The organism is Saccharopolyspora sp. NPDC003752 (assembly GCF_053605825.1).
In genome coordinates this window covers 16,883-33,995 of record NZ_JBSGJZ010000059.1, presented here as the reverse complement: position 1 = coordinate 33,995, position 17,113 = coordinate 16,883, and the positions used below count along the sequence as shown (strand labels likewise).

Annotated in this window: 16 protein-coding genes; 9 read left to right on the top strand and 7 right to left on the bottom strand. The window is 68.1% G+C overall.

The window, feature by feature from the left end:
- Positions 1-49 precede the first annotated feature (49 nt).
- The 8 genes from ACWEV3_RS40295 to ACWEV3_RS40260 all read left to right on the top strand — a co-directional run bounded on the left by ACWEV3_RS40295 (position 50) and on the right by ACWEV3_RS40260 (position 10,706).
- Positions 50-1,786 (top strand): VirB4 family type IV secretion system protein, encoded by a 1,737-nt coding sequence (locus ACWEV3_RS40295; RefSeq protein WP_452618952.1) that lies wholly within the window; start codon positions 50-52, stop codon positions 1,784-1,786.
- Positions 1,783-3,012, top strand: coding sequence for a hypothetical protein (locus ACWEV3_RS40290; protein ID WP_452618951.1), 1,230 nt, complete (start codon positions 1,783-1,785; stop codon positions 3,010-3,012). Before ACWEV3_RS40295 ends, ACWEV3_RS40290 begins: the two co-directional genes overlap by 4 nt.
- Positions 3,013-3,056: 44 nt before the next feature.
- Positions 3,057-4,478: a type IV secretory system conjugative DNA transfer family protein gene (locus tag ACWEV3_RS40285; RefSeq protein WP_452618950.1), complete on the top strand. Its 1,422-nt coding sequence runs from the start codon at positions 3,057-3,059 to the stop codon at positions 4,476-4,478.
- Positions 4,479-4,516: 38 nt separating this feature from the next.
- Complete coding sequence (locus tag ACWEV3_RS40280) at positions 4,517-5,446, top strand: replication-relaxation family protein (RefSeq protein ID WP_452618949.1); 930 nt, start codon at positions 4,517-4,519, stop codon at positions 5,444-5,446.
- A 105-nt stretch (positions 5,447-5,551) separates the two neighbouring features.
- Positions 5,552-6,532 (top strand): peptidoglycan DD-metalloendopeptidase family protein, encoded by a 981-nt coding sequence (locus tag ACWEV3_RS40275; protein WP_452618948.1) that lies wholly within the window; start codon positions 5,552-5,554, stop codon positions 6,530-6,532.
- Positions 6,533-6,826: 294 nt separating this feature from the next.
- Positions 6,827-8,170 (top strand): 3'-5' exonuclease, encoded by a 1,344-nt coding sequence (locus ACWEV3_RS40270; RefSeq protein ID WP_452618947.1) that lies wholly within the window; start codon positions 6,827-6,829, stop codon positions 8,168-8,170.
- A complete protein-coding gene (locus ACWEV3_RS40265) occupies positions 8,167-8,901 on the top strand; it encodes a DarT ssDNA thymidine ADP-ribosyltransferase family protein (protein WP_452618946.1) in 735 nt (244 codons plus the stop codon). Before ACWEV3_RS40270 ends, ACWEV3_RS40265 begins: the two co-directional genes overlap by 4 nt.
- Positions 8,898-10,706: an ADP-ribosylglycohydrolase family protein gene (locus ACWEV3_RS40260; protein ID WP_452618945.1), complete on the top strand. Its 1,809-nt coding sequence runs from the start codon at positions 8,898-8,900 to the stop codon at positions 10,704-10,706. Before ACWEV3_RS40265 ends, ACWEV3_RS40260 begins: the two co-directional genes overlap by 4 nt.
- Before the next feature lie 165 nt (positions 10,707-10,871).
- On the opposite strand, the gene ACWEV3_RS40255 is transcribed toward ACWEV3_RS40260, so the two are convergent.
- Positions 10,872-11,321, bottom strand: coding sequence for a hypothetical protein (locus ACWEV3_RS40255; RefSeq protein ID WP_452618944.1), 450 nt, complete (start codon positions 11,319-11,321; stop codon positions 10,872-10,874).
- A 347-nt stretch (positions 11,322-11,668) separates the two neighbouring features.
- Here ACWEV3_RS40255 and ACWEV3_RS40250 point away from each other — a divergent pair, with 347 nt between their 5' ends.
- Positions 11,669-12,391, top strand: coding sequence for a MarR family transcriptional regulator (locus tag ACWEV3_RS40250; protein ID WP_452618943.1), 723 nt, complete (start codon positions 11,669-11,671; stop codon positions 12,389-12,391).
- A 321-nt stretch (positions 12,392-12,712) separates the two neighbouring features.
- Here the strand turns inward: ACWEV3_RS40250 and ACWEV3_RS40245 are convergent, their stop codons facing one another.
- From ACWEV3_RS40245 to ACWEV3_RS40220, 6 genes are all read right to left on the bottom strand, one after another.
- Positions 12,713-13,153 carry an alpha/beta hydrolase gene (locus ACWEV3_RS40245; RefSeq protein ID WP_452618942.1) on the bottom strand — a complete coding sequence of 147 codons (441 nt, stop codon included), beginning with the start codon at positions 13,151-13,153 and terminating at the stop codon, positions 12,713-12,715.
- Between the two features lie 258 nt (positions 13,154-13,411).
- On the bottom strand, positions 13,412-13,873 hold the full coding sequence (locus ACWEV3_RS40240) for an alpha/beta fold hydrolase (RefSeq protein WP_452618941.1): 462 nt from the start codon (positions 13,871-13,873) through the stop codon (positions 13,412-13,414).
- A gap of 419 nt (positions 13,874-14,292) precedes the next feature.
- Entirely contained in the window at positions 14,293-14,742 is a 450-nt protein-coding gene (locus ACWEV3_RS40235; protein ID WP_452618940.1) for a hypothetical protein, read from the bottom strand.
- 6 nt (positions 14,743-14,748) lie between these two features.
- On the bottom strand, positions 14,749-15,537 hold the full coding sequence (locus tag ACWEV3_RS40230) for a hypothetical protein (RefSeq protein ID WP_452618939.1): 789 nt from the start codon (positions 15,535-15,537) through the stop codon (positions 14,749-14,751).
- Between the two features lie 245 nt (positions 15,538-15,782).
- A complete protein-coding gene (locus ACWEV3_RS40225; RefSeq protein WP_452618938.1) occupies positions 15,783-16,205 on the bottom strand; it encodes a hypothetical protein in 423 nt (140 codons plus the stop codon).
- 109 nt (positions 16,206-16,314) lie between these two features.
- Positions 16,315-17,043 (bottom strand): hypothetical protein, encoded by a 729-nt coding sequence (locus ACWEV3_RS40220; protein WP_452618937.1) that lies wholly within the window; start codon positions 17,041-17,043, stop codon positions 16,315-16,317.
- Between the last annotated feature and the right edge of the window lie 70 nt (positions 17,044-17,113).

Genomic DNA, 17,113 nt, shown 5'->3' with positions numbered 1-17,113 from the left:
CGCTTCTCGCCTCTCGACGGGCCCGAGGGCGGTCGTGGGGCCGGATGCGGTGGAGGTCACCGCACGGCATCTCCGTGTCGGCAACGGCTACACGGCCACGTTGGTGATCACCGGCTACCCCTCCGAAGTCGGCGCGGGATGGCTGGAACCCCTGCTGTGCTACCCCGGACGTCTGGACGTGGCGCTGCACATCGACCCCATCCCACCGGTCACAGCGGCATCAAGGCTGCGCACCCAGCAGGGCCGGTTGGAAGCCACCCGCCGCGCCCGTGCCGACAAAGGCGCCGTGTCGGACCCGGAGGTCGACGCGGCAGTCGGCGATGCGGCGGAGATGGCCGCCGCGTTGGCCCGCGGCGAATCCAAGCTGTTCCGCGTCGGCCTGTATCTCACCGTGCACGCCCGCAGCCGCGACGAACTCGACACGGAAGTCGACCAGGTCAAAGCGCTGGCGTCATCGTTGTTGTTGGAGGCGCAGCCTGCGTCGTTTCGGGCGTTGCAGGGCTGGATCTCCACCCTCCCGATGGGCGTGGACCTGCTGGGCATGCGCCGGAGCCTGGACACTCCGGCGCTGGCCGCGAGTTTCCCATTCACCAGCCCCGACCTCCCCACACCAGACCCCTCACCCCACACCCCGGTGGCGGGACGGCTGTACGGGGTGAACGCCTCGTCGGCGGGGGTGGTGTTGTGGGATCGGTGGGCCCAGGACAACTACAACTCCGTCACCCTCGCCCGCTCCGGCGCGGGCAAGTCCTACTTCACCAAACTCGAAGCCCTCCGCTCCCTCTACCCCGACAGCCTTGGCGGCGAGGGGGTGCAGGTGTTCGTCATCGACCCGGAGGACGAATACTCCCGCCTCGCCGAGGCCATCGGCGGCACCAGCCTGCACCTCGGCGCCCCCGGCGTGCGCCTCAACCCCTTCGACCTCCCCACCGGCGCCGAGAAGGTCTCTGATGCGCTGACGCGCCGGAGCCTGTTCGTGCACACGCTGGTAGCGGTCATGCTCGGCGAACCCCTGACACCACCGCAGCGCGCCGTCTTGGACCGTGCGGTCACTGCCACCTACGCCGCGGCCGGCATCACCACCGACCCCCGAACATGGCGACGCCCTGCACCACAGCTCGCCGACCTCGCCCAGACCCTGAACGCGGACACCGATCCCGCCGGCGCCGACCTGGCCGCGCGGCTGACCCCGTTCACCTCCGGGGCCTACAAAGAACTCTTCGACGGACCCACCACCCACACCCCGGACGGGCACTTCGTCGTGCTCTCCCTGCGGGATCTGGCCGAGGAGATGAAAAGCCTCGGCACCCTCATCGCCCTGGACGCGGTCTGGCGACGGGTCCTCAACCCCCACCAGCGTCGCCGCAGGCTCGTGGTGGTCGATGAGGCGTGGCTGCTCATGCAGCAGCCCGAAGGCGCGAAATTCCTGTATCGCATGGCCAAAGCCGCCCGCAAATACTGGGCCGGACTGGCGTTCGTCTCCCAAGACCCCGCCGACGTCCTCTCCACCGACCTGGGGCGCGCGATCGTCTCCAACGCCACCACCCAGGTCCTGCTCCGCCAAGGCCCGCAGGCCATCGACACCATCACCGAGGCGTTCCGGCTCTCCCACGGCGAACGCGCGTATCTGCTCTCGGCGACCCCGGGCGAGGCACTGCTGGTCTCCGGGGCGAATCGGGTCGCCTTCCACGCCCTGGCCTCGCACGCCGAACACGCCTTGATCACGACCGACCCCGCCGAACTCGCCTATCTCGATGCCGCGCATGAAAGCGAGCTGGAACCGTGATCCCACAAGAGTCCTTTGTGCACATCGACGACCCGGTCGCCACGTTCCTGCGCGCCGCCGCCGTTTTCTTCGCGGATCACGTCGTGGCGTTGGGCGCCGTAGGTGGCATCGGCTTGGCCGGATACCTGGCTTTCGTGGCGGTGCGGCGCCGGGCCCTCTGCCGCTGGCACGCGAAGGGCAGGGTGATCACTGTGCTGCCGCCGACGGGGCTGGATCCGGCTGCTGCCTTGGCTGGGGGCCGGCGGTTGTGGCGGGACCTCATGGGGATTGCCCCGCCTCGCCACCGCCGCATCCTGCAGGGGGCACCGCATCTCGCGGTGGAGTACTGGCTGGCCGGCGGCGAGGATCTCACGGTCCGGATCTGGATTCCCGGCTCGATCGCCCCGGGCCGGGTTGAGAACGCAGTGCGTACCGCCTGGCCCGGCGCCCTGATCACCCACGACCACACCACTGTCCCGCCCGTGTGGGCGTGGGCGGTGACGGTCACCGGAGGCCTGGTGCGCCCGGAACGCGGCGAGCACCTGCCGCTGCACGTCCCGGAGGCCAAAGAAGATACCGACCCGTTGCGCACCCTGGAATCCCTCACCCAGACCCTGGCCGCGGGCGAGTCGGCGGTGGTGCAGGTGCTGGCGCGACCTGTCGTGGGGCGACGTCTGCGCCGGTACCGTGCCACTGTCCGCCGACTTCACCACCACGGTGGCCCGCAGGCCTCACCGCTGCCCCGGGTCCTCACCGGCGTGCTGCGTGCGGTGTTGGATCTCCTCACCCTCGGCCCTGCCACGACATCGCACCACTCGGCCGGTTACCGGCGGGATCCGCTGGTGGCCGAGGAATTGCGCGCGGTGCGGGACAAAGCCATGCATCCGCAGTGGGAAGTCGCGCTGCGCTACGCCACGGCCACCACCGCCACCGCCACCGCCACCGCCACCGCCACCGCCACCGGCGACGGCGCCCAAAGCCGGGTGCGGGGGCTGGCCGATGCCGTCTTCGCCGTGTTCACCGTCCTGGCCGGCCGCAACGCACTGGCCCGCCACCACCTCCGCCACCCCCACCACGTGATCAACGGCCGCCGGCTGCGGCGCGGGGCGGTGCTGTCGGTGCCCGAGCTGGCGGTCCTGGCGCACCTGCCCGCCCGCACCAGCGCACTCGCCGCCGGAGCGGCCCGCGGCGTGCCCGCACCCCGCGAGGTCACCGGCCGCCCCCTCACCCCCGAACACCGCAGGTGAACGCCCCAGACTGCGGCCCGGAAAGAGAGGGGAGGAGAGGGCGGATGAACGACGCCACAGCGGCCGAGCCCACGCCGCGGCGGTTGCGGCTGACCCCGCCAGGAGACCGGCGTCGCGGCGTGGCGAAGGTGCTGGGTGCCACCGACGCGGGCCCGGAACTGGAGGTGCTGCTGCGGATCCCGGACGCCCGCCACCACCTGCACGTCATCGGCGCCACCGGCACCGGGAAATCCACCGCCCTGCTGCACCTCGCGCTCGCCGACATCCACGCCGGCCGCGGCTGCGCGGTCATCGAACCCCGCGGCGACCTGATCCGCGACCTCCTCGAGCGGATGCCCGCCGAGGCGGGGGAGCGCCTGGTACTCATCGACCCCGACGAGACCGAAGCCCCGGCGTCGCTGAACGTCCTCAACCCCGCCGGCCTCGGCGGGGAAACCGTCGCCGACCAACTCGTGTCCACTCTCCACCGGCTGTACTCAGCCTGGTGGGGACCGCGGGTCGAGGACACCCTGCGCGCCGCCGCCCTCACCCTCATCCCGCACCCCGACGCCACCCTGGCCGACATTCCCGTTCTGCTGACCAACCAGCACTACCGCCGCCAGGTCACCGCCACGATCCGCAAGGAGGATCCGGCTGGTGTCGGGGCGTTCTGGACCGCCTTCGACAACCTCACCCCCACCGCCGCCGCGGCCACCGTCGGCCCGGTGCTGTCGAAGCTGCGGGCGGTCACCACACGCCGGTTCGTCGCCGACCTCTTCGGCACCGCCACCAGCTCCTTCCTCCCCGCCGACGTCCTCGACGGTGGGATCCTGCTCGCCCGTTTGCCCAAAGGCGAACTCGGCGAGGACACCGCCCGCCTCGTCGGCTCCCTGCTGGTGGCCTCCCTGTGGCAGGCCGCGATCACCCGCTCCACTCAACCCGAGAAGGCGCGGGCGGATGCCACGATCCTCATCGACGAGGCCCAGAACTTCCTGCACCTGCCCACCCCACTCGACGACGCCCTGGCCGAATCCCGCGGCTACCACGTCGCCTGGATCCTGGCCCACCAGCACCTCGACCAACTCACCCCCGCCCTGCGCACCGCGCTGGACGCCAACGCCCGCAACAAACTCTTCTTCGGGCTCTCCCCCGAAGACGCCCGCCACCTCGCCCCGCACGTGGCCCCGAACCTCGGCGCCGACGATCTGGCCCACCTCGCGCGGTTTCAAGCCGCCGCCCGCCTGACCGTCCGCAACCGCGACACCCGCGGCTTCACCCTGCGCACCTTCCCACCACCGACAGCCGTCGAAGGCCGCGCTCAGCAACTCCGGGCCGCCGCCCGACGCCACGGCCTGTCCCGCAGCGTTCGCGAGGAGATCACCACCCGCCGCCGCTTCACCAGCCACACCCGCCCAGCTAGCGCTACGCGCGGAGATCCACCACGAATCCCCGCCTTCGACGATCTCGCCGCCCAGGACCAGCAGTAGGGAAAACAGCAGTAGGGAAAAGGGGGCCTGACCGCGTCATGACCGACCACCGACTCCACCGGCGCATGCCCGACGAACGGCGCCCGCCCGCCCCCGACACGTTCACGGTGCTGGGCCGGCTCACCCGCCGCGACCAAGCCCTCCTGGAGTTGCTGGCCGAACACCACGTCCTGACCACCCAGCACATCACCGCGCTGCTGTTCCCCAACACCGACCGCGCCCAACGCCGCCTGCTGGCACTGTTCCGCTGGCACGTCCTCGACCGCTTCCGCCGACCCGGCCTCGACGACCGCCTCACCTCCTGGCGCTACACCCTCGGCCCGCTGGGCGCCACGATCCTCGCCGCCCAGCGCGGCACCACCCCACCCCGCCCCGGGGCACTGCGGACCCGCATGCTGCGTCTGGCCGCCCACCCCCACCTCGACCACCTGCTGGGCACCCACGACCTCTTCACCGCCCTGTCTGCCCACGCCCGCACCACACCGGGCCACGAACTCACTCGGTGGCTGGGAGAACGCTCCGCGACCGGCGCCTGCGGCGCGCTGGCCCGCCCCGACGGCATCGGCACCTGGACCCACCCGAGCGGACAGATCACCTTCTGCCTGGAATACGACACCGGAACCGAAGCCCTCACCACCCTGATCACCAAACTCACCGGCTACACCGAACTCGCCCACGCCGGCGGCCCCCAACTGTCCACACACGACACTGGCGCCAGTGACCGCCAGCGGCACGGGTTCTGGGTGTTGTTCCACCTGCCGACCACCACAAGGGAAGCCAACCTCCGCCGCCGCCTCGACACCACCACCGGCCTCCCGAGCCCCCGCCAGTGGCCAGCCGCAGGCGTGTCGTGGGGCATCGCGACCACCAGCGCCGACCACACCACCCACGACAGCCCGGCTGGCGAGGTCTGGCTGCCGCTCGGCGACACACACCGCCGCACCCTCGCCGCACTCACCACCGCCTGATCACCAGCCCTGAATCCCTTCCCGCCCGACGTCATGCCCCTCGCTGCAGACCGGGGATCCATCGGGCGGGCGGTTCGGGCATGGCCCATATTCCGGGAGTCGCGGATGCTCACCAAGATCGTCACCGGCCTCGCCGCCGCGTTGCTGTTGCTGCCCGCGCTATTCATCGCCGCCTTCGGGGCCCTCCTCGGCGGCGGAAGCCGCTTACAGCAGGCCGCGAGCACGGCCAGTGTGACCGCACTCGCCGACATCCCGCCAACCTATCTCGCGTTGTATCGGCACGCCGCGGCCACCTGCCCCGGGCTCGAATGGAGCATTCTCGCCGCCATCGGCAAAATCGAAACAAACCACGGACGGCTCAACGCCCCAGGCGTCCATAGTGGAGAGAACTCAGCAGGGGCCGGCGGGCCGATGCAGTTCCTTCAACCCACCTTCACGTGGGTGCTGAATCAAGCCGCGCACGATGGCAAATACATCCCTCCCGGCGGGGCCACACCGCCGTCCCGGTACAACGCCCACGACGCCATCTACGCCGCGTCGTTCTACCTGTGCATGTCCGGTGCCGAGAACAATGCCGACCTCTACCGCGCGATCTTCACCTACAACCACGCCGACTGGTACGTGCGGAAAGTCCTCAACCAAGCCGACCAGTACCGAGCCGCCACGACCACACCACGACCAGGCAGGGATGGTTGGGTGGTACCGGTGGCAGGCCGCTGCACCTCCGGCTTCGGACCCCGAGGCGGAAAACCTCACCACGGCCAGGACATCGCCGCCCCCATCGGCACCCCGATCGTCGCCGCGAGCGCCGGAACCATCCTCGACTCGGGGCCAGCCAGCGGATACGGACTGTGGATCCGCATCCAGCACGCCGACGGCATCACCACCACCTACGGGCACAACCACCGCAACCTCGTCGGTAGCGGCGCGACCGTGCACGCCGGGCAACCCATCGCCGAAGTCGGCAACCGCGGCGAATCCACCGGACCGCACCTGCACTTCCAGATCGAACGTGCTGGCAGCCCGGTGAATTTGGTGGAGTTTTACCGACAACGGTCGGCACCACCACTGTGCGGCTCACCGTGACCGCGCTTCCGGATGTACAGCGTGAGAGCCATATTTCGTTACCTGGCTACGTCTGTCTTCCTGGGAAGCAGACGAAGTTCCACGTCCTGTTACGTCGGTGCGCGAATGCGGTGCACGCTTGATCGCCCGCAGCCGGGCTGCCGACTCCCAGCGGAACTTGTCGGACGGGCGCGATTTCGATAAGTTTCGGGGTCTCGGCGGTGCCATGTGTGTGGCTCTCCCAGCCGCCGTGATCTACGGGGAGACGATGTGGGCCTACCGACGCCTCAGGGCCACCAGCGCGATGTTGTCTACATGGCGTCCCGCGGCCACCATGTTGTTCTCGGCACCGCTGGCACGGGCAAGACCGTGATGGCGATCCACCGCGCAGCGCATTTGGCGGATTCTCGCACCCAGAATTTTGGGCCAACGCTGCTGCTGACGTACAACAATTCGCTGGTCAGCTACCTGCGCCATCTCGCCAGTCGGCTACCTGGGGTCACGATCGAGACCTACGGGAAGTTCGCCCGTGGGTACCTGGCCGCGCAGGGCCTGATGGGCTATAACAAGATCGTTGGCCCGGACCAGCGCAAATTCTTCATCGAGCAGGCGGTCAAGGCCACTGCGGCGGCCTATATGCCGAACCCGTTCTTCGGCCGAGCGACCGACTTTTTCCTGGATGAGCTTGAGTGGATCGATGGTAACGGCCTCACTGCGTTGGAGGAGTACCTCGCGGTGCGCCGGGTCGGCCGGATGGCTGCGTTGCAACAGGGCCAACGGCGAGCAGTCTGGGATATTCGTCAGAAGTATCTGGCGACCCGCACGGCGGGCGGCTTTCCCTACGACTGGGCGGGGCTCCCGGTCGCTGTTCGTGCCTCGCTGGCCGTCGACACGGCCGATCGCAGGTACAAGCACATCGTGGTTGATGAGGCACAGGACCTGTCTCCGGAGTCGATCCGTTCGTTGGCCGAGGCCATCCCGGCGGACGGTAGCTTGACGCTGTTTGCGGACTACGCCCAGCAGATTTACGGGCAGCGGGTGTCGTGGCGCTCCTGTGGGCTAAAGGTCGCGAAGGCCGAGGTGTTCCTCGACAACTACCGCAATAGTCCCGAGATCGCCCGCCTCGCGATCGCCATGGCTCAGATGCCCCACTTCACGGACTCGGCTGACTTGGTGGAGCCCCGTGCCCCGCAACGTGCGGCTGGCGCGAAGCCCACCTTGGCCCGCTTCCCGTCACCAGAGGCCGAGGTCGCCGCGGTTGCTGCTACCGCCACGACCTTCGGGAAAACCGCCCGCGTCGGGGTGCTCGCCCGAACCCGCGCCGAAGCGCGGGTGGCCGTCCAGGACATCGTGGGTGTGCGGATGTTGCACGAAAACATGCAGCGGTGGGAGACCGACGCCGGTGTGTACGCTGGCACTTACCATTCGGCGAAGGGCTTAGAGTTTGACGTTGTGTTCTTGCCCTTCTGCGGAGCCGATCGATGCCCAGATGGTGATGCGGTCACCGCGTTCGGATACGACGAAGCGGCTAGCCGAGGGAGCCGGTTGTTGTACGTCGGCGTAACCCGTGCCAGGGAGGAACTCGTCATCACTCATACGGGCAACCTGACTCCGCTGCTACCGGCCACCGACTCCGGCCTTTACCAGGTGACAACATGACCGGCCCGGTCAACGTCGAGGTCGCCACCGCATTGGCCGCGCTGCCGCTGACCCGACTGACGCACTTCACCCCGGCGCTGAACTTGCCCAGCGTCCTTGCCGACCGCCAGCTGCGCAGCGTCAAGGATCTCTCCGCGGACGTGCGAGCCTGCTATCGGGTCACCGATTTGCAACGCCTGGACGGCTATCAAGACCGGATCTGCTGCAGCTTGCAGTACCCGAACGGCTTCTATTTCGATATCGCCCGACGCAAGAACGACGTCGTCAACTACCCCGACTGGATCTGCCTTCTGCTGGACAAGACCGTCGCCGCATCGGAAGGCACGCTATTCTGCCCACGCAACGCAGCCGCCGCAGCCGGCCAAGTTGCCCCAGGCGTCGATGGGCTTCGTGCATGCTATGCGCCCACCGTGCGCGGCCAAGGTGGACAGTCCCGCACCCGCGGGCCGCAACACGACCCCGGCAGCCCGACCGATGTCCAGGCCGAGGTGCTCGTGGCCGCGCCAGTGCCACTGTCTGCGATCCATGCGATTGTGTTCCCCAGCGAAGCGGCGGCAGTCGAGGAGTACGGACGTTTGGATCGATTCGGCATTCTCCCACCAGACGACGTGCAGTGGGTGGTCTCGCCGGGAATGTTTGAGAAATGGACAATCGCTACCGCCGTCCGAACTAGCCAATACTTCCCTGAGATCACCTGGACACCACCCGCGCCAACGGCAGCGACATCATGACCAGTACCACCGACGCGATGACACAGGCCGCGCGAGGCATCTTCCTGGGCGCGGCAGTTGGTGACGCTCTGGGCTGGCCGCAAGAGGTCCGCGGTGGCCTAGTCGGCGGGCAGAAGGAACGTGACCGCGCTATCCCACGGCCAGAGTTCCGGCGCTGGACTCGCTATGCAGGCCACTACCGGAGTCGTTACAGGGATCCGGTTCATGTCGGCGAGTACAGTGATGACACCCAACTCTTGCTTGCTACAGCCAGATGCTGTCTCGCCGGTGACCGCTGGTGGGAACGACTCACCGAGGTCGAACTCCCCACTTGGCCGCTCTACCAGCGAGGTGGCGGGGGAGCGGTCCTAACGGCCGCCGAGTCCTGGTCCCAGGGACGCCCACCCTGGCGCGGCGACGGGTCGGCACGAGTTCAGGCCGTGGAGAAGCGCTACCGCGGAGCGGGAGCCAACGGCGTCGCGATGCGCATTGCCCCCCACGTGCTACGGGCCGAGGGCCCCGATGACTTGATCCGACGCATCGTGCGCGACGGCATCACGACCCACGGACATCCGCGAGCACTGGTCGGCGCGCTGGTCTATGCCTTCGGCCTCCGCCACGCCGCCTCCTCACGGCCAATGCACGGATTCGGTGACAGTGTCGAGGCGGCCACCGCCGGACTGATCGACGTCGAGCGGGTTCTCCCTTCACTGCCCCCAGATTGGGGTACTCCCCGCGACCTCGAACTGTTCGCGGGCACCTGGCAGGACACAAACAAAGAGACCTTGCAGTATCTGGAGCTCATAGCGGAATCACTGCACCACGGCGCTATGAGCAACCCCGAAGCAACGTTGGAACACCTCGGCTGCACCGACCCGAAAATCAACGGCGCCGGAACTGTCTGTGCGGTCGCAGCCATCTACCTCGCGAGCCGATTCGCTGCCCGCCCACAGGGCGGTCTGCTATCTGCGGCATTCCTTCGCAAGGCCGATACTGACACCGTAGCCTCACTCACTGCTGCGATCCTCGGCGCACTGCATGACACTCACTGGCTCGGGAACCTCGCCCTCGAAGTGCAAGACGCTGACTACATCGCGGGACTAGCCGAACGCAGCGCCGCTCACGTCACCGATCCACCACCATGGCCGACTAGCCACCCGCGCACGCTACGCCGCAAACTCAGCGAGTCGCTGCCCTCCCGCCGAGATGCCCGGGGCGAGTTTCCCGACGGGCGCCAGTACCATCTCGACGACGTTGCCCTTCTCCGCGACGGTCGCGTCCTGCGCGCGCGACTGCGACTCGACGATGGCCAAACCGCGCTCGTCGACCTGCGCGCAGACCACCCATCAACCGGGCCCAGTCGGACAAACCAGGATCATCGAGAGTCACCGTTCCGGCAGCCGACTTCCGAGGCTGGGCAGCGCACCGACGAGCGTGAACCAACCACGATTAACGACGTGAGCGCAAGATCTGCACCGTCTACAGCCTCGTCAGCGGCAGGACATTCCACCCAGCGCCAAGCCGGCGTCATCCTTGCTACCCGCAGCCTTGCCCGCTCCGCAGGCTTCTATGCCCAACTCACCGGCCGCGACATTCCGGTGCGCGCTGGTACTGCCGAGATCACCCCCGGGCTACTCCTTCACCAATCCGCAGCGGACACACTCATCGACGCCTCGTCCGTCATCGTGAACATCACTGTCGGCAACCTTCCTGCGGCGGCACGCCGTCTTGGCCTCGACGCCACCGCGACCGATGGTCACACCGTGATCGAGGTGAATGATCCCGACGGCCGTACCGTGCGTATCACTCAGCAACCTACGACCTAACCACCGGGCCGCTGCTGAAAGTTTCACGGCCACCATAAGCAGTTCCGTCGTGCGTGCCGCCTGTGGTCGCGCGATGACTTCTGTGACCAGCAGCCGCCTGCCCAGCGATCCGGGGGCGTCGAAGCGGGCGGGTGGCTGGGCCCGGCCGGGGCGTCTTGTGTCTGGTCAGCCGAGTGCTGCCCGGATCAGGGGTGCTGCGCGGTGGGGCCAGTCCCAGCCGGTCTTCGGCCAGTGTCCGAGGCGGTGCCAATGGCCGCGGCGGGCAAGCCACAACCACACGTCGGCCCGGTCGAGACGATCGCAGTCGGAGTTCGCGGGAGGTAGAAGCTGAAGTACCAGCGTGCCTTCTGGTGTGCGGGAGGGGTTCAGTCGTGCATCCCAGGTACCGCTCAGTGCTGCCAATCCTCCGCTGGGATCAGCTTGAGCGTTTTCGATCAGAATGCCGCCGGAGTTACCGGGCATCCGCATCGACGGTCGTGGCCCGAGCGTGTGGGCGTACCGAATCGACGCGAGCCTGGTGTACGCCTGGGGATCACACTGAGGATCGTCGGCCGTGACCTGTCCGGGCTCGGTCGGATCCTGTGTGCGTGACGGTTCGGGGTTGCGCGTCAACATGGCAGAACCTCCCGCTGAGGCAGGGGATTGGTCGCAATGCATTGACCCTCCCTGACGTGCCGGCCGCAACAGCAGCACCGCGAGGATTCGTAGAGTCGACCGTAGTGGGCCAATCGCAGCCGGATCCGGGCGTCATGCAGCGGGACGGCTCTGGAGCAGCAGAGCCCTGTCGTAGCAGACAAGGTCCAAAGAAGACGGTCAGGGTAAGTCGGCTGGGTTCGCTTGACTTTCTTGCTGTGTCGAGCGTTTATGGTCGTGTGGCCCGCGTCGAACGGCAGCGCACCGGCGGGCTACACCTCCCCGGGGAGATGACCCGACACCATCTGTATTCCAGGAGTGACCTCATCATGCCCGACAACACCCAGCGAATCTCGCCGCCGCCTCAGCTGCGCGCGGTGCCCGACAGTGCGGCAGCGGCGCACCCTCCGCGCACCGAGGCCGAACAGAAGGTCTGGGAAGCCCTGCGTGCTCACCCCGGCGCGACCACTCTCGAGGTGGCGCAGGCCGCGAGGGTCGGGCGTTCCACTGCGGGGAAGATCCTCGCGGCGTGGGCCGAAGACGGCAGTCTCACTCGGATCACCGGGATCGCGACCGGCGGGCGACGCGCCGCCGACCGATGGACCATCCCCGACTCCACCGACACCACGACCGGAGAGCGGGACGCCGTGGTAGCCACTGAACCGGAGAACTCTGACACTGCCCACGCTGCGGATCACGCGGATTCCGGGACCGTCACGCAGGAAACCGTCCCTACCGAGACGTCCGAGGATGAGGCGGGAAGTGAGGTCGGTGTGGGCGAAACTGAACAGCGCGGCCCGGCTACGAGGAAGGCTCGGTTGGGTAAGGGTGAGTTGCGTGGGTTGATCGAGGATTTCCTCATCGACCATCCTGGCGAGGAGTTCGGTCCGACCGCGATCGCGAAGGCGCTTACCGCGAGCACCGGGAAGCCGAGGTCGTCGGGTGCCGTGAACAACGGGCTGGAAAAGCTGGTCGCCGAGGGCTACGCGATCAAGACTCAGAACAGCCCGAAACGGTTCCGAATCGCCAAGACCGACGAACCCGCAAACTAGCCCTCGGGGCCAAGTGCGGAGGCGGCGTGGGAAGAGCTCGGCCTGGCTATCGGCCAGGCCGGTCGATCCCACGCCCTCCCACACCGAAAACTACCTGGGCAAGCAGTACAACCCGCCTCACGTGTGTGCTGATGCGTGCTTTCGAGGTCGAGTTCCATGCTGCGTGCGAAGCCGCCCGCTGGCACGAGTTCGAGGCTGGCTGGCCGCTGGACATCGACGGGCGGCAACGGTGCGTTCGCGTGAAGTTGGGTGTCAGCGGTGCGTTCGCGTGAAGTTGGGTGTCAGCGGTCGGATTCGATCACAACACCCAACTTCACGCGATCAGCAAGCTATTTTCCGTTTGTCCCGGGAGGCTTGGTGGTGGCGGGGGGCGTCGCAGACGGTGCCGTCGGCGGGGAGGACCCCGTTGATCAGCGTGGCGTCCACTGCGGCGTCGATGCATAGGCCGCTACGTTGGTAGGAGGTGTGGCCGACGCCCTCGCAGGTGAGCAGGACACTGTTGTCCATGGTCTCGGTCATGGCCTTGGCCCAGTGGAACAGGGACACGTTGTCCATGCGACCACCGACCACCAGGATCGGCGGGGCACCGGCGCCGGTGAGCGGCTCGGTGAAGCGGTCCTCGTTCGGCGCGGGCCACAGAGCGCAGTTGAGCGCGCTGTAGCCGGCCTGACTTGCCAACCGCTTGTCGCGTTCGGCGATCTCGGCAGCGGCGGCCGTGTGCGCGACGATGTCGGCCGGCGTCGGCCAGTCAACGCAGCGCACCGCGGTGTGGGGCTCCTGAAGAAGGGCGTACGGACCGCCGAAGGGCGCGACCGTGACCTTCGATATCAGGAAGTGGAGGATCCTGCCATCGCCTGCTGCGCGGCCAGCAGACCCGCGGTGAGCGTGGGCCACAGCTGCTGGACGCCCGCGCCTGCCCGGATGGCTTCGAGCGCCACGGCACCGTCGAGCGTGCCGCCCGGCGTGAGGCCCTCGACCGGCGGGTCGGGACCTGCAGCGGCTGTGCCTCCAGCTGGCTGATCAGGGCGTCGAACGCGGCTTCTGGGTCTCCGTTGCCGAAAGGGCACACCTGCGAACCTCGGTGCGGCAGGTCTCGAACCATGCGTCTAGCGTCTGCTCGTTGGACCGGGAGACCTCGTCGAGGAGCGCCAGCGGGTCGGAGTGCCAGAGGTTGGTGTCGACGGGGGCGTCGATCACCAGCTGGCGGACGCGGTACGGGAGCAGCGTGGCGTACATGGGGCCGACCACCGTGCCATAGGAGGCGCCGTAGTAGGTGATCTGCTCCTCACCGAGCGCAGCGCGGACCTGGTCCATGTCGCGGGCGACGTTGTCGGTGGACAGGCTCGCCAGCAACTCCGGGCTCTGGTGCGTCGGGCAGCCGCCGGTGAAAGGTGGTGGCGTCGGCGAGCAGCTCTGGGAGCGGCTTCCCACCGGGGACGGTCGGGTCGAGGTCGGCGGCCGCGACGTCGGCGCGCTGCTCATCGGTGAGGCAGCGGACGGCGCCGGAGTCACCGACGCCGCGCGGGTCCATGCCGATGATGTCGAAACGGGCCACCACGGCGGGCGAGTACGGGCTGGCGTCACTGCTGGGGTCGATGGATTCGATCATGTCGGTGGCCGGCACCCCGGCCCGCCCGGGTTGATGAACAGGCTGCCGATGCGCTGTGCCGGATCGGTGGCGCGGTGGCGCTTCACCGCGAGTGGGATCTGCTCGCCGTCGGCTCGGTGTATTCCAGCGGCACCTCGACAACTAGGACTGCCCTCAGTCGCCGGCTAGCCGTGGATCTCGCGGCTAGCCGGTGGCTGAGGGCAGGGGCAGGCCGGCGGTCCTGGGTGTCCGGCGTAGCGGCGCGGACGGGTGAGACAGCCGTTCCTCTCCGTCGGGTGGTAGCGGGGTCAGGTCACCGGTGTAGGAGCCGTAGTGCTTCGCCGTTCCAGAACTGCTCGTCGATCGAGCCATCGTCAGGTGGGAGAAGGGCGACCCCCGCCGTCTGCAGCGCGTCGACGATGCGAGACAGCAGGGTCGATCGGTCGTCGTCGCTGACTTCATGGGGGCCGACGGCGAGCACGAGATACGCCGACCGGGTGCTCGTCTCAAGGGCTCCGTCGGCTCCGACGTCGACGTGCCCGCGTATTCCGGCGTCGTGCAGTGCCGTGCGGGCGCGGTCGCGAAGGTGTTCAGCGGCGAGATAAGCCAGGACAACATCCCTGGGCAAGATAGGTGCAGCCATGGCGGCGATATCGTCGTCGCTCACACCGTGATCAAGGTCGTGGTGGATGGCGCGGATCAGTGCTCGTCGTGCGTCCGAGTACTCCCGGACGGCGTCATGGGTGGCGGTGTGCAGGCGCATGGTGGGTTAGCTCCCGGGATAGCAGGCGTCGGCGCGCCGGACGGTGTCGCGCAGGTGCGCATGGTCCTGCTGCGTGCGGACGTCCAGGATAGTCACCTGGGTGGTGAAGCGGGGGCGCCCTCCGGCGGTGTCGGTCCAGCCGTAGCGGTCGGCGATCTCGCGCAGGGTGGCGGCGGTCTGGGTGGCGCGGGGGTCGGTGTCGGCGAGACCGAAGACCTCGATGGTCAGGGTCGCGGTGGTCTCGTCGGTGCTGATCGCGTAGTGCAGGTCCTCGGGAAGGCCACTGTGCGCCTGGTAGGCGATGCGGTCGGACAGGAAGCGCACGGCCACCTGCTGGAGATCGAGGTGTGCGGTGTCGGTGAAGGCAATGCCGTAGCGGCGGTGCACGGTCTCCTCGGCGCGGGCACCGATGATCGGGCAGTACTCGCGCATCACCGGGTGCGTCGGCACGGCACCGTCATCCATACCGGCGCCGTGGTCTTGCTGTGCGGGCCGCCACGGGCTGCCACGTTCACTGACCCACACCGTCCCCTTGTCGAAGGCGTAGACGAGGCTGGTGCCGTGGCTGGTCGGCCACCGCCAGGGCCACCCGTCGCGGACCTCATGAGCGTCGCCGAAACCGAGGGAGGCGGCGTCCTCGAGCAGGCAGCCGACCTCCTGCGCGAACTCCTGAATGGTCTCGGCGGAGGCGAAGTCGGCTCGCGTGAGGCAACTACAGCGATCGTATATACGGGTGGACCCTAGCCAGCGGGCGTTGGGGCCCCGCCCGTGATAGAAGTCGAAAGACGTCGACATCGTCATCTCCCACAGAAGCGTCGAAAACATTCTCCCGGTCGCCTAACTGAAAACGGCAGGCACCATATCCAGTCCTATATGGACTCGTTGTGATGCGCTTCGCCGTGCCGTTCGTTCGGCGGGCGGAATCGGGCTGACATGGCGGCCCTGTGCGTTGGCCGACTGGCAGTTCGATGCCCTCGCCGACGTCGTACCGACCCCCGGTCCGCACGCCCGGTCTGTGCTGGGATGGGAACATGCCATGATCAGGTGTGCTTGTGGGATGGCCGTAGTTCGAGGCGGACGGTCTGTTCGTGGCACCGGTACAGGGCGGCCGGGTTGAGCCAGTTGGTGTCCCGGTCGTCGTCGGGGCGTAGGCCGATCTCGGTGTTGCCGTAGCGGGAGGGTTCTACGAACAGGGTCCCGGTTCCGAGCGTGATCTCGTCCCCGGTCGCCGGGGTGCTCGGGGTGTGTCCTTGGGTCCAGTCGCCGAGGTGGAAGGCCGGTCGGGTGTCCAGGATGACGGCCACGAGTCGCCCGTGAGTGCCGATCGGTGCGTTGCCGAAGGTGATCGGGTCGGGCGTGTCGCCCTCGGGGGTCTTGTTGAGGTGGACGGTGCCGTAGCGGTCGGTGCGCCGTTCGTCGGCGTGCCAGTACAGGGCACCGGTACCCAGATCAACAATGTCCATTGTGGATTCCTATCTGTGAGTGTTGGATCAGGTGTTGCGTGTCGTGGGTGATGCTCGCGCTGCGCGTGCTTGCCGCAGGAAGGCCTTGCTAGCCCGGGCCGGGGTGGGGTTAGCGTTCGGTGGTCTGCCAGGTCCAGGACCAGGCGCCGATGCTGTAGCGCCCGTCGGGGCCGGGTTCGTAGTGGTCGGGCAGGTAGTCGTCGTCGGCGACCATGTTGGGGTCGAGGCAGATGGCGGTGTCGCCGTCCCAGTAGCCGCGTTGGGAGCCGTCGGGGTATGTGTGGGCGGTGGTGTTCAGCCATGCGATGACGGCTTCGGCGACCGGTTTCCGGAAAGAGGGGCTGGCCCATCCGTTCCATGTGGTGTCGTCCAGCAGTGCGGGGAAGGCGGGGTCGGTGCCGTCGATGTCGATGGTGACGAGCTGCTCGCCGTGCTGCGGGGCGAACCGGGTCTCTTCGGCCAGGATCGCGGCGTCGGTGTCGGGATCGGTGTCTGGGGTGGTCAGTTCCCAATGCCACCAGCCTGCGCCGATGCCGTAGCGGCCCTGAGCATCGGGTTCGACCGGCCCGCTGATCCCGGTGCTGTCGGTGAGGGTGATGGTGTCGTCGTCGAGGGTGACGGTCGCCTGGGCGCAGTCGGTGCACGCCTCGGGGTGGGTGGTGCGCCATGCGATCACCGCTTCGGCGATCTCTGGCCGGAACCACGGGCGAGCGTGCTCTTGCCAGCGTTCGTCTTCGATCTGGGCGGGAAAAGCAGGGGATTCGGGGCTTGTGGCGCAGGCGAGCCGCACGTAGTACTCGCCGTGTCCGGCTTCCATTGCCGCGGGAATTGTGGGCATGACGGTTTCCTCCTCGAAAGTCAGGGAAATGAGGGTCGGGTCGCCTGGTGTGCCCGGTGCCGCGATTCGG